20 protein-coding genes and 1 other annotated feature are annotated in these 20,004 nt (G+C 36.2%); of the genes, 16 read left to right on the top strand and 4 right to left on the bottom strand.

The genetic code is table 11. The features are described 5' to 3' along the window. The first annotated feature begins 30 nt into the window (after window positions 1–30). The 6 genes from H9L01_RS02735 (at window position 31) to H9L01_RS02710 (ending at window position 6,727) form a co-directional block, all read left to right on the top strand. Entirely contained in the window at window positions 31–654 is a 624-nt protein-coding gene (locus tag H9L01_RS02735; protein WP_187534503.1) for a hypothetical protein, read from the top strand. Between the two features lie 10 nt (window positions 655–664). Beyond that, window positions 665–1,213 (top strand): SIR2 family NAD-dependent protein deacylase, encoded by a 549-nt coding sequence (locus H9L01_RS02730; protein WP_187534502.1) that lies wholly within the window; start codon window positions 665–667, stop codon window positions 1,211–1,213. A gap of 53 nt (window positions 1,214–1,266) precedes the next feature. Next, entirely contained in the window at window positions 1,267–2,604 is a 1,338-nt protein-coding gene (gene mnmE / locus H9L01_RS02725) for a tRNA uridine-5-carboxymethylaminomethyl(34) synthesis GTPase MnmE (RefSeq protein WP_187534501.1), read from the top strand. A gap of 7 nt (window positions 2,605–2,611) precedes the next feature. Next, entirely contained in the window at window positions 2,612–3,397 is a 786-nt protein-coding gene (locus H9L01_RS02720) for a TatD family hydrolase (RefSeq protein WP_187534500.1), read from the top strand. A 193-nt stretch (window positions 3,398–3,590) separates the two neighbouring features. Then, window positions 3,591–6,281, top strand: coding sequence for a DEAD/DEAH box helicase family protein (locus H9L01_RS02715; protein WP_187534499.1), 2,691 nt, complete (start codon window positions 3,591–3,593; stop codon window positions 6,279–6,281). Window positions 6,282–6,379: 98 nt separating this feature from the next. Continuing rightward, entirely contained in the window at window positions 6,380–6,727 is a 348-nt protein-coding gene (locus H9L01_RS02710; RefSeq protein ID WP_187534498.1) for a GNAT family N-acetyltransferase, read from the top strand. A gap of 45 nt (window positions 6,728–6,772) precedes the next feature. Here H9L01_RS02710 and H9L01_RS02705 read toward each other — a convergent pair whose 3' ends face one another. From H9L01_RS02705 to H9L01_RS02690, 4 genes are read right to left on the bottom strand one after another with little or no spacing between them, the layout of a single operon-like run. Then, window positions 6,773–7,576 (bottom strand): MetQ/NlpA family ABC transporter substrate-binding protein, encoded by an 804-nt coding sequence (locus H9L01_RS02705; protein ID WP_187534497.1) that lies wholly within the window; start codon window positions 7,574–7,576, stop codon window positions 6,773–6,775. A gap of 11 nt (window positions 7,577–7,587) precedes the next feature. Then, window positions 7,588–8,268, bottom strand: coding sequence for a methionine ABC transporter permease (locus H9L01_RS02700; RefSeq protein WP_187534496.1), 681 nt, complete (start codon window positions 8,266–8,268; stop codon window positions 7,588–7,590). Continuing rightward, window positions 8,261–9,289 carry a methionine ABC transporter ATP-binding protein gene (locus H9L01_RS02695; protein ID WP_187534495.1) on the bottom strand — a complete coding sequence of 343 codons (1,029 nt, stop codon included), beginning with the start codon at window positions 9,287–9,289 and terminating at the stop codon, window positions 8,261–8,263. The genes H9L01_RS02700 and H9L01_RS02695 overlap by 8 nt, the downstream gene beginning before the upstream one ends. A gap of 9 nt (window positions 9,290–9,298) precedes the next feature. Beyond that, a complete protein-coding gene (locus tag H9L01_RS02690) occupies window positions 9,299–10,480 on the bottom strand; it encodes a M20 family metallopeptidase (RefSeq protein ID WP_187534494.1) in 1,182 nt (393 codons plus the stop codon). A 32-nt stretch (window positions 10,481–10,512) separates the two neighbouring features. Then, window positions 10,513–10,748: a binding site (T-box leader), on the bottom strand. A gap of 228 nt (window positions 10,749–10,976) precedes the next feature. Between H9L01_RS02690 and H9L01_RS02685 the strand changes: the two genes are divergently transcribed. The 10 genes from H9L01_RS02685 (at window position 10,977) to H9L01_RS02640 (ending at window position 19,867) form a co-directional block, all read left to right on the top strand. After that, window positions 10,977–12,338: an aldehyde dehydrogenase family protein gene (locus H9L01_RS02685; RefSeq protein ID WP_187534493.1), complete on the top strand. Its 1,362-nt coding sequence runs from the start codon at window positions 10,977–10,979 to the stop codon at window positions 12,336–12,338. A 9-nt stretch (window positions 12,339–12,347) separates the two neighbouring features. Beyond that, window positions 12,348–13,286 carry a hypothetical protein gene (locus tag H9L01_RS02680; RefSeq protein WP_187534492.1) on the top strand — a complete coding sequence of 313 codons (939 nt, stop codon included), beginning with the start codon at window positions 12,348–12,350 and terminating at the stop codon, window positions 13,284–13,286. Between the two features lie 15 nt (window positions 13,287–13,301). After that, window positions 13,302–13,775 carry a QueT transporter family protein gene (locus tag H9L01_RS02675; protein ID WP_187534491.1) on the top strand — a complete coding sequence of 158 codons (474 nt, stop codon included), beginning with the start codon at window positions 13,302–13,304 and terminating at the stop codon, window positions 13,773–13,775. Window positions 13,776–13,937: 162 nt separating this feature from the next. Beyond that, window positions 13,938–14,771, top strand: a complete 834-nt coding sequence (locus tag H9L01_RS02670; RefSeq protein ID WP_187534490.1) for a 3D domain-containing protein — start codon at window positions 13,938–13,940, stop codon at window positions 14,769–14,771. Between the two features lie 119 nt (window positions 14,772–14,890). Continuing rightward, complete coding sequence (gene rnmV / locus H9L01_RS02665; protein WP_187534489.1) at window positions 14,891–15,448, top strand: ribonuclease M5; 558 nt, start codon at window positions 14,891–14,893, stop codon at window positions 15,446–15,448. Then, window positions 15,432–16,244 (top strand): 16S rRNA (adenine(1518)-N(6)/adenine(1519)-N(6))-dimethyltransferase RsmA, encoded by an 813-nt coding sequence (gene rsmA / locus H9L01_RS02660; protein ID WP_187534488.1) that lies wholly within the window; start codon window positions 15,432–15,434, stop codon window positions 16,242–16,244. Before rnmV ends, rsmA begins: the two co-directional genes overlap by 17 nt. Then, window positions 16,237–17,070, top strand: a complete 834-nt coding sequence (ispE, locus tag H9L01_RS02655) for a 4-(cytidine 5'-diphospho)-2-C-methyl-D-erythritol kinase (RefSeq protein ID WP_187534487.1) — start codon at window positions 16,237–16,239, stop codon at window positions 17,068–17,070. The genes rsmA and ispE overlap by 8 nt, the downstream gene beginning before the upstream one ends. Before the next feature lie 42 nt (window positions 17,071–17,112). Then, window positions 17,113–18,477, top strand: a complete 1,365-nt coding sequence (gene glmU / locus H9L01_RS02650) for a bifunctional UDP-N-acetylglucosamine diphosphorylase/glucosamine-1-phosphate N-acetyltransferase GlmU (protein ID WP_187534486.1) — start codon at window positions 17,113–17,115, stop codon at window positions 18,475–18,477. 2 nt (window positions 18,478–18,479) lie between these two features. After that, entirely contained in the window at window positions 18,480–19,442 is a 963-nt protein-coding gene (locus H9L01_RS02645; protein ID WP_187534485.1) for a ribose-phosphate diphosphokinase, read from the top strand. After that, window positions 19,442–19,867 (top strand): NUDIX hydrolase, encoded by a 426-nt coding sequence (locus H9L01_RS02640; protein ID WP_187534484.1) that lies wholly within the window; start codon window positions 19,442–19,444, stop codon window positions 19,865–19,867. Before H9L01_RS02645 ends, H9L01_RS02640 begins: the two co-directional genes overlap by 1 nt. Window positions 19,868–20,004 lie beyond the last annotated feature (137 nt).

Here is a 20,004-nt window from a genome sequence, read left to right as displayed (position 1 = left end):
CACTAAATATAGGATAGATAGGAGAACAATATGAAAATACTATTAATATTATTGATCACACTATCGATATATCTTGCAATGATACTAATTAATGATCGTTATGAGATTGAAACATTAAAAAAGAACTTTAGTAAAATTAGAGATGGATTGGTGATTGTCGCAATCATTACGATTCTTTCTTTACCAGTTTATGACAGTTATCGAACACAACGAACACTCAATGAAAGTATTGGAAGATGTAATGTTGATGCTGCAGTTGCAGAAAAAAAGGTTAAAGCTACGATAGAAGATGAAACAATGAATGACTCTTTTCTTAAATTTAAGGATGCTATCTATATTCCAAAATTTAGAACGTGCGTTACAGTAGAGCAACGCCTGAATGTGAGAAAAACTGATAATGGATGGATTACATTGGCTTCGGAAACTGATGATGCTGTAATGAAGGCAAAACTGTATGGAGCAACTTGGATATTAAAAAGTACCTTACCACTATCAAATCAAAGTGTTTTTGTACAAAATAAAGATGATGCAGTGCTGGTAGAGTCTCGTCTTGAATTTCTAGACTCCAAAGCAGATCCCTATGAAGTGATAGTTGAATACAAGCTGAATAGTGATTATGAAATAATTCAAAGAAAAGTACATTTTATGGATTAGGAGGGATTGAATGATATTAGCATTTACAGGAGCTGGGATAAGCAAAGAATCAGGAATTGATACCTTTATGGATCGTCCTGATGTTCGAGATTGTCTTCATCGAGAGTTTGCAATCAACCACCCTAAGAAATATTGCGAAGTCGTTGCAACGATGAAAAAAGATGTTGATGAAGCAAAACCTAATGCAGCGCATATTGCACTGGCAAAGGCAGACATAGATATTATCACAATGAATGTTGATTCACTTCATGAAAAAGCAGGGAGTAAACGTGTGCTTCATCTCCATGGTAGTTTACCTATGGATGAGGAAATGGCATATGCTCATGAACTCTATAATAAACCAGTACTTTATGGTGATCTTGCCCCAAACTATTCCAAAGCAATTCAGAAAGTAAGCCAATTAGGCGAAGGAGATATATTCTTAGTAATTGGAGCGTCACGTTATACTCAAATTGCAATCCAACTTCGAGACATTGCATATATGAATGGTGCGGAGATAATGGAGATTCAAGAAAATGCTTCCACGACTGTTCCTGATTTCATTGATCGTTTTGTTTGAAATCATGCGTGTATCATTTGAATAAGCGAGCTTAATTATTTATAATGGATATTATGATAACAGATACAATAGTAGCAATAATAACAGCACTTCAAGAAAGTGCCATATCCGTAATACGGCTTAGTGGTCCTGACGCAATCTCTTATGCAAACATGATATTTTCTCGTGATTTGACTAAGGTTGATTCACATACCGTAAGCTATGGACACATCATTGACCCCGTTACACATCAAACTGTGGATGAGGTCCTTTTGTCTGTCTTTAAAGCACCCAAAACATACACTCGAGAAGATGTAGTGGAAATTAGTTGTCACGGCGGTGTTCTTGTGACTAAGAAAGTATTAGAACTTTGCTTATCCGTAGGCGCTCGTGAGGCATTACCAGGAGAATATACACAACGTGCATTCTTAAATGGACGTATTGACCTTTCTCAAGCTGAATCAGTCATGGAACTTATTCAAGCACCGAATGAATTTGCGCAAGAACTCGCTATTTCAGGAGTAAAAGGAAATGTTAAGAATCTTATTGAACCACTCCTTGAAAAATTAATTCAAATTATCGCAAACATTGAAGTAAATATTGACTATCCTGAGTATGATGATGTTCAAGTTTTAACCGAAGACATTATCTTACCGTTAGCCAAAGACTTTATGAAGGACTTAGAGAAAATTCTTCAAGAATCAAAATCAGGACGCATTATGAAAGAAGGCGTCAAAACGGTAATTCTAGGGAAACCTAACGTCGGAAAATCAAGCATCCTAAATGTATTACTTAATGAAGATAAAGCAATCGTAACAGATATCGCGGGAACAACTCGTGATCTTGTTGAAGGTTGGATTAAACTCGACAATGTAGCACTCCATTTAATTGATACAGCAGGATTACGTGATACGGGAGACCGTATTGAACAAATTGGAATTGAAAAAAGTCGTAAAGCTCTTGATGAAGCAGAACTTGTCATCATTGTTTTCGATGCAACTCAAGAAAGAGATCAAGATGACCTAGATCTTCTTGAAGCTACTAAGCATAAAGAACGTATTATTATTTATAATAAAGAAGATCTCCTCACATCAGGAGACCCTGAAAAGATATATGTTTCAGCACTCAATCAAGATGTCAGTGCACTAACAAACGAAATTAACAATCGTTATGTTACGCATACAAAGGCACTTACGAAACCAACACTTTCGAATCAACGCCATATTGCTCAAGTACAAAAGAGTTACTTAGCGATGCAAAGAGCACTTCAAGCACTTGAGTTTGGAATGGAATTAGATTTAGTGACGATTGATTTAAATGAATCATATATTGAATTAGCCTCTGTAATAATGCCACGAGAAGATGTGAATGTTTTAGATGAAATATTCTCACGCTTCTGTTTAGGAAAGTAGTGAAATAATGGAAAAATATTGGATAGATTCCCATGCTCATATTGCATATGGTGAATTATTCGAATCATGGGATGAGATTGTTGCGAATGCGCGTGACTTAAATGTACAACTAATCAATATCATTTGTGGTTCACTAGAAGAAATGAAACAGGCTCTCAGTAAGATTGAAGGAAATCCCCAGTTTCATATATCGCTTGGAGTACATCCTACTGAACTTGATAATTATAAAGATGTCAAAACTTTCGAATCGTTTTTAACCCATCCTCAAGTTGTTTGTGTTGGTGAGATTGGAATTGATATGTATTGGGATCAAACACAGCTCCAAAAACAAATAGAAATATTGGTTGCTCAAATTAATCTTGCGAATCAATATCAGCTTCCTATTGCAGTTCATGTAAGAAATGAAAAAGATGGATCAACGGCAATTGATACTGTGATTGATGTATTGAAGAAACATCCTGTTGATAACAAAGGTGTGATTCATTGTTATAGCGATACTGTTGAGAATGCTAAAATACTTTTAGATATGGGATATTATCTAGGTTTTGGTGGTATCACAACATTTAAGAATGGCGGAAATGTTCGCGATGTCTTGGATATCATTCCTTTAGATAGAATTCTAACTGAAACAGATTCTCCCTACTTAGCGCCGATGCCAAAGCGTGGAAAACGAAATGAACCTGCTTATGTTTCATATACTGGAGAATACATTGCAAATCATTTAAACATGAGTGTGGAAGAGCTACAAGAGCAAGTAATGAAGAACTACAAAACAATGTATAAAAAGATATGATGAATCCACAAATTAATAAAAATGACTTTAGAGAAGTCATTAAAGAACTCCACCGATATATATTAATGAATAAATGACCCATGGAAGATTGTTTCATGGGTTTTTTATATAAAATATGATGAAAAATGCTTCACATTGGTCTATTCAAAAGATTAAAAGGGTAAAATATAAGGAAGAAGCATGGAGGACGCATATGTATTCAAAATATAAGTTTAAGGGGGAATTTCGCCCCTATCAAAAAAGAGTCCTCGACCACGCAGAAACGTATCTCGAAGATAATAAAATTAATATCGTTGCGGCACCCGGAAGTGGTAAAACAATCCTGGGTCTAGAATTAATTCGTAGGATTAATAAACCTGCACTAATTATTTCTCCTACAGTCACAATTCAACACCAATGGGGAATGCGTCTGAGTGATAATTTTTCGGAAGAAGGATGCGAAACAGATGTATCCTACTCACTTAAAAATCCAGCCCTCGTTACTTCAATTACTTATCAAGCTTTACATGCGGCGAATAAAAAGCTAAATCTACAAGCTGACATTAATTCAGAAGATGAATATGAAGATATTTCTGAAGATCTTGCCTATGAAGGTTTTAATCTTTATAAGAAAATTAAAGAGGCAAACATTGGAGTTATTTGTCTTGATGAAGCCCATCATCTTAAAGCGGAATGGAAACAATCATTAACGCAGTTTATTTCCACAATCAATAAAGATGTTACGGTGATTTCATTAACGGCAACGCCACCTTTTGATAGCACCCAAACAGAGTGGGACCACTATACGTCAATCAGTGGCGAGATTGATGAAGAGATTAGCATTCCAGAACTTGTACAACAAAAAACACTTTGTCCTCATCAGGACTTTGTATACTTCAATTTCCCAACTGAATCTGAAAATAAGTTTATAAAAAGTTATGAAGCCCAGAGTAAAGAAGCCGTATCTGAAGTAATATCAGAGGGTATCTTAACGAAATGTATTGATATGTATCAGTTATTGACACATTATGAACTAAAGATTGATGAAATTCTCGAGTCTCCATTAGAGTTTAGTTCCTTATTGACGGTGATGAAACATAATGATCTTAAATGTCCTCGGGACTTGGTGCGTACTGTTTCTCCTAAGGGAACATTGCCTCCTTATAAAGCAATATATATTCAAACTGCTTTTCAATTTATACTTAACAACCCAGATAAGTTTGGTGATGATAACTGTGAGGAGCTAATAACTACTTTTAAAAGATATGGTTTGATGCAAGGGAATAAACTCTACCTTGAAGCTAACCCAAAAACGACAAGAACCTTAATATCATCTCTAGGTAAGCTTGATAGTATCAAAGAAATTGTGAAACATGAATTTCAAAGTCGTCGTCAATCGTTGCGGATGTTGATTCTTACAGATTATATTCATAAAGAGTATCTTAATACTGTTGGAACACAAGAGCCGATTAATGCTCTTGGAACTGTACCGATATTTGAACTCATCCGAAGAGAAGAAATCGAAGGAGAACGTATTGGAGCGGTCTCAGGTTCGTTGCTTTTACTCCCAACAACACTGCAACAAGTTATTGAAAAAAAGAGGGAAGAATTCAATTTCCAATTTGCGATGACATCATTAAATGATACAGGATACAGTGAATACCGTATATCAGGTGGTAATAAGAACATCGTTAAGATTGCGACCTATTTATTTGAAGCAGGTCATGTTCAAATCTTAGTAGGTACTAAATCATTACTTGGAGAAGGTTGGGATTCTCCTTCAATCAATACACTTATTCTCGCAAGTTTTGTTGGAAGTTATATGTTAAGCAATCAAATGCGTGGAAGAGCAATTCGTCTGGATCCTAATAACCCTCAGAAAGTATCGAATATATGGCATCTCGTAACACTTCCCGCACCTTCGGGTAATCCGTTTTCTAAAAATAATGTTGATGATGTAGGTGGGGACTACGAGATGTTGGAACGTCGCTTCCGAAATTTCATGGGACCAAGCTATGATGGAACGCGTTTAGCGGGTGGTTTAAATCGGACAGGTATTTCCAAGGATAATTTGAATCGGATGCAAGTCGAACTCATTAATAAAGAAATGCTAGAACGTTCCAATAATCGCGCTGAAACCCGTGCTCAATGGTATGAAATGGTTGGAGTTGATGAGAACGTTCAAGTTCAAGTAACACATGAGGTATCCGTAAAAGCTCCGGAAAGTATAAAAATGAATAAAGAGTTTCTTTTCGACAATATTCTATCAAGCCTCACCATTAGTGCAATTATTACGGTAGGAATTTTTCTAATCTTTTCAATCGTAACTAAAAAAAATCAAATTCGAATGAATATCTATTTGATTCAGTATCTGATTTCATTTATTGCAATTTTAGTCAGCAAATTTATTTGGTATTTTGGTGGTCGTAGAAAGAAAATGGAATCATTGGGTAAAGCAATTTGCGATACTCTTGTAGAGATGAATCATATTAATCGATGGGCTCATTCAGTGATCAAAGTGAGTGATGATAAAATTACGACAAGTTTCTACTTGGAAAATGCGAATGAAAAAGAAAGTGCACTATACGCTCGTGCAGTTGAAGAGTTTTTTACGGTTATAGAAAACCCGCGTTATATAATATATAAGAAAAGACTCTTCAAAAGACGAAACTATTATATGAGTTATACTTGTCCTACAATTATTTCGATTAACCAGAAGAGTGTCGAGAAATTTGTTAGAAACTTGAGTCGTGACAGAATTAAGTATGGATATTGTTATACACGAAGCAAAGAGGGACGAAAAGAACTTATAAAAGCGAGATCGTCATATATTAGTAAAAACGATAATTTAATTCATGAAGAAAAACGAGCTACAAAATCAACGCGTAAAGAAAGTTGGCAATAATCATGCTAGATATCAAACCTTTTACTCCATCTGACAATTTGGAAATGTTAGTGAATGCTTCCTTGGATGAAGAGTATAATTTTTAAAAAAAACTTCAGGTGGGAATCAATAATAGAACCAATGCTTTCGAAGAGGACAATGAATTATTACTATGTGTTAAAAATAGTGATGGCAAAGTTATTGCTGTAGGAGGAATACAAGTTGATCCGTATGAGCATGATAGTAGGATTGGCAGGCTTCGTCATCTTTATGTTCATCCCGATTATCGACGTCACAATGTAGGGAAGAAAATAGTGGAGTTACTGTTAGATTTTGCAAAAGATCATTTTGATGAAGTGAGACTTAAGACACCGTATGAAGGTTATGATAATATGGCTTCTAAATTTTATGAGGCGAATGGTTTTAAAAGAAGTTATCTAGAAAAATATAGTCATGTGTATAAGTAAAAAAGTGATGATACTCGCAATATAGCGGATATCATCACTTTTTGATTACCAAACTGGGAAACTTGATCCCTTACTATCTTCAACAATAAGTTGACGAACTTCATCTGTTTGATAAAGTTCAATAATACGTTTGAATACTGGATTATCTTTTTCTTCTGTACGTGCTGCGATTAGGTTAACATAAGGATTGTTTGGATCTGTTGTTACATTTTCGAGAACGATTGCAGTTTCAGTAGGAATAAGTCCTGCATCCACTGCAATTCCTGAGTTAATGATTGCGAAGTCGACATCACCAAGTGTGCCAGGAATGTTAGCTGCGGAAAGTTCTAAGAATTTTAGTTCGAGTGGGTTGTCCACGATATCTTTAATTGTTGGGAACTTTTCATCATTAAGTTTGATGATTCCTTCTGCTTGGAGAAGTTGAAGAGCACGACCACCGTTTGTAATATCATCTGGAATACTTACTTGAGCACCTTTTTGTATTTCATCGAGTGAAGTAATTTTCTTTGAATAGATTCCCATTGGTGCAATTGCTGTGTTTGCAATAGGTGTAATTTTGTAGCCGTGTGATTCAATTTCTTTTTCGAGATAGACATGGTGTTGGAAAACATTTAGATCGATATCTTTATCGTTGAGTGCACGGTTCGGTTGAGTATAATCAGTAAATGATTTAAAAGTAATGTTAATACCTTCTTTAGCAGCTTCTTTCGCAACATGGCCCCAGACTACGGAGTCAGATCCAATCATGCCTATTACGACATCTTTGGTTGGTTCTGAAGATGCAGGTTTGTTTGAACATCCTGTGAGGACGAGAAGGGTAATAAGTAATGTTAATAATAATTTTTTCATGTGTTTCTCCTTTAGTGTGTTGTTTTCTTAATAATGATGTTTGCAATAGCTTGAATGATGGAAACCATCAAGAGAATAACAATAATAGATGCATAAGTGATGTCTGCCATGAATCGTCCGTGACCGTAACGAATAACAAAGGCACCAATACCACCAGCACCAACAGCACCACCCATAGCCGTTAATCCTAGTAAGCTAATAAGGGTAATACTTGTGGAACGGGTAAGAGCAGGAATACTCTCTCTTAGATAAACTTTAACTAAGATTTGAAATGGGGATAAACCCATAGATTGAGCTGCTTCAATCAGGCCGGGATCAAGATCAGATAAAGCCATATCTACTTGTCTCATGAAAAATGGAGTACATCCTACAACAAGAGGGAAGATGGCACCACGTACACCAATGGGAGTTCCAGCAATAATACGTGTTAAGGGAATTAATGCAGTCAGTAGGATAACAAATGGAATGGAACGAAATAAGTTTGTTGATTTATCAAGAATTTGATAAATCAGAGGTTGTTCCATGATGCCACCTTTACGTGTCACTACGAGAATGACACCAAGAAGTAACCCAACTACAAATGAGAAGAATCCTGCAATGACCATCATTTGGACTGTTTCGTTAATACTTAGAAAGAACTCATCTTGGTACTTAACTAAGTTTGGTGCAATATCGATTAAAAAATTAAGCATGTTTTAGTACCTCCACATTCAGATTGAGAGATTCCAGATAATTAATAGCGTCTTGTTTTTGAGTTCCTGATAAAATAATAACCATGGAACCAATAATCTCGTCCTGAATAATTTCGATGTTTGCAAAGATAATACTTGCATCAACATCATAAGTTTTTGTAAGATGTGCAATCACAGATTCCTTTGTATTGGAACCCACAAAGTCTATCTTAATAAGAGATTGATCAATATTAAGATTTAATACCTCGGGTCTATTTTGGATGAGATCATCCAACTGATCATAGTTTGTTGTGCTTGCAACAAAGTCTTTAGTAATAGTTGCTTTTGGATTTGAGAAGATATTAATGACCGAATCCAGTTCTTTAACATAACCGTCTTCCATGACCGCAACACGGTCACAAATTTCTTTAATAACAGACATCTCATGGGTGATAATAACAATCGTAATTCCTAGTTGTTCGTTAACTTGTTTAAGAAGTTTAAGAATGTTTGAAGTGGTTTGAGGATCAAGTGCACTGGTTGCTTCATCACAGAGAAGGATATCAGGATCGTTAGCGAGTGCTCGTGCAATAGCGACACGTTGTTTTTGACCACCAGATAACTGAGACGGATAAACATTCTTTTTATCGAGGATCCCTACCAATTCAAGCAATGAAATAACTTTCTCGTGAATTTGGTCTTTAGGAAGTTTTTGATTTCTTAAAGGGAATGCGACATTCTCGTAAACAGTTCGTGATCCAAGGAGGTTAAATTGTTGGAAAATCATTCCAATTTTACGTCGTTGGATACGAAGGTCTTTTTCAGAGAGTTCGTTCATGACAACACCGTTGATGACAACATTACCAGATGTTGGTCTTTCGAGCATGTTGATGCATCGCACGAGAGTACTTTTACCAGCACCACTGAATCCAATGACTCCAAATATCTCAGAGTCCTTAATTGAGAAAGAGACATCTCTTACGGCATGGACGGTATTACTTTTAGATTCGAATGTTTTCGATATGTTTTGAAATTCTATCATGATAATCTCCTATTCATTGAGAGCGAGTTGTTGTTGGTGCTCTTCCTTGATTGATTTAAGTAGTTCGGGATTGGTTATAAGTTCATATGCTGTGTGAGCGAGTACTTTTGCTCCCAATGCAATTGAATCTAAACCAAGTTCGCTGCAGGCTGCAGCTTTGAATTCAATACTGTGTCCTGCCATGGGTTCATTCGAGATGTTGATATGTGGTTGAATGGTTGGAACGCGATGTGAGATGTTTCCTACATCTGTAGATCCTTTCGCAAGACCATCTCCAGGAGTGATTACTTCTCCATAACGGTTTAGAACTTCTTCATAGACACGGTCAAACTTTGGTGTGACTACCGTGTTGTCGACTGCGTTTTGGAAGAGTCCAAATTTATAGGTACATCCCGTTGCAAGAGCGGCTCCTTTGACGATGTTTTCAAATTTTTCGTACACTTCATTGAGTGTGACGCGAGATTGAGCACGAAGATAGAAGCGAGCTTTTGCATATTCAGGAATAACATTGGCAGCTTCTCCACCATGGGTGATTACCCCATGGATTCTTACATCACTGGGTAAGTGTTGTCGTAAAGCATTCACTGAGTTGTAAACTTGGATAATGGCATCCAGGGCATTGATTCCTTTTTCAGGAGATGCTGCAGCATGACTAGCTCTTCCAAAGAACTCAACATCAACGGGATCATTGGCAAGGGATGAAGTTGTGAGACCATGTAAATGTCCGGGATGAACACAAAGTGCAAAGTCTACATCATCGAGAAATCCTTCTCTTACAAAACTACCTTTTGCTGATCCGTTCTCGCCACCTTCTTCACCAGGAGTTCCATAAACTCTTATCTCGCCACCGACTTCATCGATGACTTGTTTAAGTGCCGCGGCAGAGAGTGATGATGTTGCACCGAAGATATTATGACCACATGCATGGCCAATTCCTTCAAGGGCATCGTATTCTGCTAAGAAAGCAACGACAGGACCGGGTTTGTTACTTTTATATCGAGCATTAAAACCTGTACGATGGCCCGCTACATCAACGGTTACTTCGAAACCTTCTTTGATGAGCTGATTGGATAATGTTTCACATGCGAAGAACTCATAGTTACTTACCTCTGGTTTAGCATGGATTTGTAATGCGATATTTTTATATGTTTCATGTTGTTTATCTACGTATTGATCAATGTTATAAGTCATAACTGTCTCCTCCTAATAAAAAAACGCCCATCCCTAAGGATGAGCGTGCTCATGTTACCACCTTAATTTATTCATATCTCACGATATAAATCTTATCGAGTACTATCATACTCTGTCGCGTTAACGGGCGAACCCGACGAAACCTAAACTTACGTCTCAGCTTCATAGCTCCAAGGCCATTTTCATAACTCTTCCGTTTGCCTGCTCTCACCAACCCAGACTCTCTGAAAAACTTTCGAGAAATTACTTTCCTTTTCATCGCTTTTCATTATTATTGCTTACATTTTTAAAATTGTCAACTTAATTACTAAAATATTAATTTAAGAGCCTTAATTTGGGGTATAACTTTAGGATTTCTCTTTCTATATTATATATAGGGAAAAATATTGACTAAAAAAAATATTTCAAAACACTCAATTAAGAATTCAAAAACACCCATTAACAAAATATATTAAATGAAAAATCTATGATATAGTTAGAACAAGCAGGTGAATTTATGAAAATTACTGAAAAACAAAGAGCCTATTATCATACTGGTGAAACACGTGATATTTCATTTCGCGTTCGTCAACTTAAATCTCTTAAAGAGGCACTAAAAAAGTATGAGAATGAAATGTATGATGCATTCATGGTAGATCTTAATAAAAGTGAATCAGAGGTATATCTTACCGAATTAGGCATGGTATATCACGAAATTGATACTGCTATTCGAAATATCCGAAAATGGTCGAAAAAAACACGTGCAAAGACACCTTTGTTTCTGTTTGGAACTTCAAGCAAGATATATTACGAACCAGTTGGAACTGTTCTTATAATTGTTCCCTTTAATTATCCGGTGCAACTCGCTTTTATACCCTTAGTAGGTGCAATGATGGCTGGAAATACTGCGATCGTGAAACTCTCTGAATTAACGCCTCATGTTTCAACCGTTATTCAAAAAATAATTTCAAAGACTTTTGATGAATCGTATGTTTGCGCGATGCAAGGAGAAGTAGAAGTAGTGACTCAGTTACTTGAAGAATCCTTTGACTTAATCTTCTTTACAGGGAGTTCTCGGGTAGGGAAAATTGTGATGAAAGCCGCTTCAGAAAATCTCACGCCAGTTATCTTAGAGTTAGGGGGAAAAAGTCCTGCAATCATTACGGAGTATGCAAATTTAGGGCAGACTGTAGAGAGTCTGGTATGGGGAAAATTCGTGAATGCTGGCCAAACTTGTGTTGCTCCTGATTATTTAATAATCCACAAGAGTAAAGTTTCTGAATTTGAACGACTATTTCGTGAAACCCTTTTGAAATTTTATGGCGAATCACCACTACAAGCCAAAGATTATGGTAAGATAATTAATGCAAGCCATCATCAAAGACTCGTTAGATACTTGTCTGATAATGACTCGAACATCATTTGGGGTGGAATGTACAATGAGACTAAAATTGAGCCCACTTTAATCAAAATTGATAACATCGATTGTGAGATAATGGAAGATGAAATATTTGGTCCTATTTTACCCATGATACTTTATGATAGCTTTGATGAGATTGAGAAAATTGTCTCAAAAAACCCAAATCCGCTTGCTCTTTATCTCTATACATATAATAAGGAAGAAAAGGATAAAATATTAAATTCGATTTCTTTTGGTGGTGGTATGGTGAATGGCACAATTTTCCATCTTGCCAATAATAATGTTCCCTTTGGTGGGATTCGAAATTCAGGAATCGGTAGTTATCACGGATATGATAGTTTCACGACATTTAGTCATAGAAAATCGGTGATGACGATGAAAAACTGGTCACCGTTAAAACATTTTTATCCACCATATACAAAAAAGAAAAATAAAATAATAAGAAAGTTACTCAAGTAGGAGGCATACATGGAAAAAATCAGTAAATATAAAGGCCCGTATAAGTCACAAAATGATATTGATGCTGTATACGGATTAGAAAACAACTATTATTTTACAATGGAAGCATCATCACTCAAGAATTTAATGGTCATAGCATTTTCAGTTTCTAATGCTGATGCAACAATTAATGAAATTGCAGAACTTCGAACGGACCATCCTGCGATTGCTTTTGGTGGGGTCTATAAAGATGGACTGAAGCTTTTGATAGAAGTGAATCAAACAATGCTTACAAGTACTGATGAACCGACTGAGATTATTAAGGAAATTGCACTCATTTTAAGATATCATGACTGTCGTAATATTTGTTCAGTTCATGGAAGTGAAAACAATATCGGAATATTCCGTGTTGGTAGACGTCTTTCAATCCTTGATGAGGAAACCTTCGAATCGCAATCAAAGATTGCGACAATCAATCGAAAACCGACTGACAAAATCAACGGAGGATCGTTTCTTGGTTATATTGGAGCAGCTTGTGGACTTATCTTAGGAATGATGATCTGGATAGCTCTTGGATATATTGGATTCATTGCGGGTATCGCAGGATACTTCATGATTAAGTTTGCGATTCGTGGATTTGAGATGACGGGAGGCGAGCTAAACCGTCGAAGTGGAAAAGTTCTTATTGGAATGACTGTATTTGCAATCTTCTTAGCTCAAATACTAAATATTGCGCTTTCAGCTGCGAAAGCTATGGGAGATCTAAGTCTTTTCAAAAATATTGAATTTTTAAAAATAGTTATGATAGGAACACTTACCGATCAAAAATCACTTACAGTATTTATTATGAATATGATGGTAGCTTTAGCACTTACCTATTGGTCTTCAAGTAATATCTTTAAAGCGCTTTGGAATTTAGATTCTAAAGCAAGCAAAAAAGCACGTTATAAATCAACACGATTACTATAGATTTAAGGAGTTAGAATGAAAACGAAAGATTTAGTATTACAAGCATTTATTGCAGCATTGTATGTCGCACTATCATACATGTTGGCACCTTTTACATATGGACCGATACAAGTTCGTGTGGCAGAAGCACTATTAATTCTAGTATTAATTAGTCCAAAACATTCAATTGGAATTATTATCGGATGTTTTATTACCAATTTAGGTAGTCCTCTGGGTTTAATTGATATTATATTTGGTACCTTAGCAACTACTTTAACCTGTGTTGCGATGGCATACACTAAAAATAAGTATGTCGCACTCCTATGGCCATCGGTTATTAACGGTATAATCGTAGGGATCATATTGACCTATGCAGTATACGGTGAATTAACCCTCATTATGAACATTGCTTCGGTATTTATTGGGGAGTTTGTCGCAACATTTATACCTGGATTTATCTTGATGAAGCCAGTCGTGAATAATCCGAAAATTAAAGAATATTTCGGATAATCACATAATTTCCCATAATTTATCGTATTATTTACATATCCACTTACGAGTGGATATTTTTAATTTCGTAAAAAATTAAGTTTAAAAAAAGAGTATTAAAAGTTGACCAGTCATAAATCGTGTGCTATATTCTCATGGTCTTTTTTGAAAGGAGACATTTTAATGAAGAAATACATGTTGATTATCTACATGATGGTCATGGTAACAATCATTAGTGGCTGTGCCGTTAATGCGGACGCCGATATCGAAATTACATACCCAAAACTGAATGAATTGAATGAAGAAAAAGAGGAACCTTATAGGTTTGACATCGAAGAAGTTGTTGAACCGCTTGAAGAGGCAGGCGTTATTGAACGTGAATCCTCAGTTGTTTCGGATGGAACATCTTGGATCTATGCGAAAACTCAAGATGGGATTCGTGGGACAAAAACTACGAAATATAAACGAATGTATAATTCACAGGGTGATTTGTTATCAAGAGTAGAAATACCAAATGCAGCAGAGGTTGTTGAATCAACACCAACAATCTATGAAAGTGGTCAAAGAGCACAAGCGGACGCATATTATAATGCGAGTCGTATTACACGCTATGGTGTAAACTGTGCAGGATGTAATATGTCTGAAGGAGGAACTGGAGGGACTTCTGCAGGAATTGCATTAGGACTTGATTCTGTTCGTCAGCGTGATGGAAGCTGGAAACCAGGAGTAACTTATGAAGGTTACTACATCATTGCGACGTCATCAGATGTACCATTATGCTCAATTGTTGAGATATCAGATCATACTGTCAGTGGACAAGGAATTACTCCGGGTGTTCCTTTCCAAGCCATCGTCTTAGACAGAGGTGGCGCAATACAAGGGTCTAAAATTGACTTGTTTGCAGGTTCGGAAACGGATATGCTTTTAAGCCAAGGAAGACGACAAGATGCTAAAGTTAAGATTTTGAGTACGAATTCTCGTGTTCGAAATAACGGTCAGTGGGACTGCGGTATTTAGTATCATTCATGACCATGATGAAACAGATAAGACTGGCGAAATTTTAAATTTCGATTCCAGTCTTTTATTCTCTTTGAATGTCAGTTTTTTTAATTGTGTAATCATGATATAATGTTTCCATGAAAAAACAATTTGTTAAAGAAGTAATTATTGTTGAGGGGAAGCACGATCTTGAGAAGCTTGAACAATGCGTGGATGCTAAAGTAATTTATTCTAATGGCACTCACATCTCAAGAGAATTTCTAGACTTATGCAAACGTCTAAATGAAAACCAAGGAATTCTTATTTTTACGGATCCAGATGGACCAGGTGAGTACATTCGTCGAACAATTATGAATTATGTTGGACCGTGTAAGCACGCATCCCTGAATGTTATACAAACTAAGAAGAAACAAAAAGTTGGAATTGAACACGCTGACTGTGAAGATATTCTCGAAGCACTTGCGCAAGCTGTGGTCTTTGAGAAACAGGAAGATACTTTGTCATGGCATGAATTTGTCGATTTAGATCTTGCTGGAAAACCAAACAGCCAAGAAAGACGTGATTTCTTATCTGAATCACTATCGATTCCAAAGTCTAATGCGAAAACACTATATAAATATCTGAACATGATGCAATGTACTTTTGAGCAATGTACAAAAATACTAGGAGATAAAGAAAATGAAAACGATCGCTAATTATTCCGTGAGTATGGAACTTTTACAAAAATACGAACGTAGAGCCAAGAAACATTTTGGTCAAAACTTCATTATAGATCCTTCAGTAGTTGAAAATATTGCAAGGCAAAGTGGAGAAGGTGGACTGTGTTTGGAAATAGGACCCGGACTTGGGGCTTTAACACAACAACTCTCTAAACGTTATGATGAAGTCATTGCTTATGAAATTGATCCGAATATGGTTGAGATATTATCCGAGAGTCTTGAAGAATGTGAGAATGTTTCTGTAATTCATCAGGATTTTCTAAAAGCAGATTTATCAGAATATAAAGAACCTCTTACAGTATGTGCTAATTTGCCATACTATATTACGACACCGATATTGTTTAAATTGATGGAATTGAATGTTAAACAAATGACAGTGATGGTCCAAAAGGAAATATCAGATCGCTTAACCGCAAAACCTGAGACAAAGGACTATGCAGCACTGAGCATTCAAATGCAATACTACTTTGATATTAAGACGATAATAAAAGTTTCTAAAGAAACATTTCATCCACGTCCTAATGTTGATAGTATCGTAATCCAGTTAAAACCTAAGAACCAATCAATGCCTTATGATGAACGTGAGTTTTTTGATTTCGTTAAAAAGTGTTTCCAATTTAGACGTAAAACCCTTGTTAACAATTTAAAGACAATAGATAAAGAACGTAATTACAATACAATTCTAGAAAGTATAGGCTTGAATCCATCCATTCGTGCGGATTATTTAACTTATGATGACTATCTTAAGTTATACGGAGCTCTTTATGCGTAGGAAGGCGTATGCAAAATTAACGTTCTTTTTGCATGCTCAAGAACGTAAAGAGGGTATGTTGCGATTTAAGAATATTATTATGCCAATCGATTTATTTGATATGGTATACCTCGAGAAGAGCCCTGAGATGGTCCTAGAGACAGATAAAGAGTATCTTCCTAATGACAAACGTAATACGGTCTATAAGTCGATTATGATCATGAAGAAACGATATGATATTCAAGATAATTTTAAAGTGAAAATTGTAAAAAATATTCCAGCTCAATCAGGCTTAGGTGGTGGTAGTGCAGATGCCGCAGCAGTCATTAACATGCTTAATGATTTATACGATTTGAACCTAACGTCACAAGAACTTATTGATGTGGCTCGTGAGATTGATGAGGATACACCCTTCTGTCTTTTTAATAAACCAGCCATTGTTGAGGGTATTGGGGATGAAATTGAAATTCTAGATTATAATATGGATTTATACTACGTAATGGTAAAACCAGGATTTGGTGTAAGTACGAAATCATTCTTAAAGAAATACCAACATTTTCACTATGACCATAACTTCGATCTATGCCATGAAGGTCTAATAAGTCAAAACTTTGAACTTATGAGTGATCATATGCACAACGATTTTCAACGAGCAATATCTAAGAAGAATTCGAAACTAAAAAAAGTTGCGAGAATGCTTAAAGACGAGGGTCTTCAAGGTGTTTGTATGAGTGGAACAGGAACAACTATTTTCGGACTTACTGAAAATCGTGATGAGGCCATACGCATCTATGAAAAAATTGTTTTTGACTATCCGTTTGTAAAATATGGGCGAATAAAAAAGTGATTTTCACATTTATATGATAAAATAAAAACGGAGGCGATCAAAATGAAATATGCTATTGTACTAGCTGGGGGTAAAGGTACCCGAATGCAATCCAATAAAAGTAAAGTAATGCATGAAATTCTTCATAAACCAATGATAGGTCATCTTGTGGATCATTTAGAGATGATTGATACTGATAAGATTGTTGTCGTTACAGGACATCAACATGAAGAGGTAGAAGCATACCTTAATGGACGTGTAGAGATTGCGTATCAAGAAGAACAATATGGAACTGGAGATGCAGTATCTCGTGTAAATCAGTTAAGAGGTCTTGAAGGCTCAACTTTAATTGTTTTAGGAGACTGCGCACTTATTCAACCAGAATCACTCGCAAACATATTTGAGAAACACCAAGGTAATGATTTGACGGTACTTTCCGCAAAGGTAGCACAACCTGCGAACTACCGCCGTATCGTTCGTGATAATCAAGGCTACATCGATCGTATCGTTGATTACAGAACTCTAACTGAAGCAGAACAAGCTATTAATGAAATAAGTTTGGGAATTTACTGTGTAAATAACAAACTTCTATTCAAATACTTAGATGAAATCAAAGATGATCCAGCAACGGATGAAGTTAATATAATCAAGCTTGCAGAAATCATGAAGAAAAATGGACATAAGATCCAATCACTTCGTGTTGATGATCCAGAAGAGTACTTTGGCGTGAATGATCGTATGCAACTATTAAAAGCATCACAATGGTTGCAACAAAAAGTTAATCTTAAGCATATGGTGAATGGGGTAACAATTATGGATCCCAATACTACCTATATTGCAACAGAAGTTACAATTGAAGCGGATGCTATAATTTATCCGAATAATCACATCTATGGAAAGACTTCCATCGGTGCAGAAACAGAGATTTTACCAAACTGTTGGATTGAAAATGCAACAATTGGTAAGAAGACTGTCATTGAAAGCAGTAAAATTATGAACACAACGATTCATAACAATGTCGTTGTCGGACCAAACTCTCATTTACGAATGAATTCTGTAGTTGAAGATGGCTGTAGAATTGGTAATTTTGTCGAGTTTAAGAATACTTTCTTCTCAGAAGGCTCGAAATGTTCACATCTTGTCTATTTAGGCGATACAAAAGTGGGTAAAAATGTTAATATAGGTTGTGGTGTTGTAACGGTTAATTATGATGGTAAGCATAAATACCAAACTTCTATAGGTAATAATGCGTTTATTGGAAGTAATAGTAATCTGATTGCACCGATTACTATTGGAAACGATGCAGTGATCGCTGCGGGCTCAACTGTAAATCAAAACGTTGAAAACGGGGCATTGGCCATTGCACGTTCCCGTCAAGAAAATAAACCTGGCTACGGTACCAAATATATTAGTAAAGAGGGCAAATAGAAATGAAGAGAGAAGATACAGTTATTTTTGCGTTGTCGTCGAACGTAGAATTAGCAGACGAGATTTGTGAGCATTTGAATTTAGACCGAGGTAAGATTGATGTTAAACATTTTGCTGACGGAGAAATTTTAGTTGAACCATTGGAATCAGTTCGGGGAAAATCTGTTTTCATTATCCAATCAACATGTTCACCAGTAAGTGAAACATACATGGAAGTGCTTATCGCACTTGATGCATGTCGCAGAGCATCAGCAGATGAAATTACAGTAGTAATGCCATACTACGGTTATGCACGACAAGATCGTAAAGCACGTGCACGTCAACCAATTTCATCAAAATTGATGGCAAACCTTTTAACAACAGCTGGAGCAGATCGTGTCGTAATGATTGACCTTCATGCACCGCAAATTCAAGGATTCTTTGATATTCCAACAGATGACCTTACAGCGGTATCAATGATTGGACAATACTACCGTAATAAGAATTTCGAAGACGAAATTGTTATTGTTTCACCAGACCATGGTGGAGCAACTCGTGCTCGTAAATTATCAGATGTAATTCCAGGATCAACAATCGCAATCATCGATAAGCGTCGTACAAAACCTAATGTTGCGGAAGCAATGAACTTAATTGGTGATGTTGATGGTAAAATCGCAATTGTTATTGATGACATGGTTGATACAGCCGGTTCTTTAATGGGTGGTATCGATATGTTGTATGATAAGGGAGCTAAAGAAGTGTACGCTGCATGTACGCACGGTATTCTTTCAGGTCCTGCAGTTGAACGTATTGCTTCGTCATCTTTAAAGGAACTCTTAGTTACCAATACGATTCCATTAAAAGAAGAAGCGCGTCAAGAACCAAAAATTAAACAAATATCTGTAGGTTACATGTTAGCGAAAGCAATCGAAGCGATTGAAACTCACAAACCTGTAAGTACATTATTTGATCTCTTCAATGACTAATGTATAAAGAAGTTAACGTTATAGCTGTCTTTGATAAGACAGGAAAATCTGTATTAATGTGCCACCGTCAAAAGAATCCATATAAGGGACTCTATAATTTTGTAGGTGGTAAGAAAAATGAAAACGAAACAGCCGTCGAAGGTGCATATCGGGAGTTGTTTGAGGAAACGGGTATTTCAAGTGATGATCTTGATTTAACCTACCTCTTTTCAACGCGTTATCACCTAGACGGTATTGAGTTACAGGTATTTTACGGAAAACTAGATCACGATGTCACGTTGATCGAAGAGAAAAATCCACTCCTTTGGATTGATGTCACAGAAAATTTTGCTGATGACACGCGCTTTGCTGGGCAAGGAAATATCAAACATATCATTGATATTATCCACGAATCTCAACAGCGTAAAGGACTCATTGAACAGTAATCTTGTTCCATCTCTAATATAGAGGTGGAACTTTTTTTAGTAAGCTAGTAAATATATATTAATTATATTAGTGTAGAAAAATGACTAACGCTCATTTGTCGCTCATTTGTCGCTCATTTGTCGCTCATTTGTCGCTC

Origin of the sequence: Erysipelothrix inopinata, from assembly GCF_014396165.1 — a bacterium.
GTDB lineage: Bacteria > Bacillota_I > Bacilli_A > Erysipelotrichales > Erysipelotrichaceae > Erysipelothrix > Erysipelothrix inopinata.
This window is presented reverse-complemented; position numbering and strand designations above follow the sequence as displayed.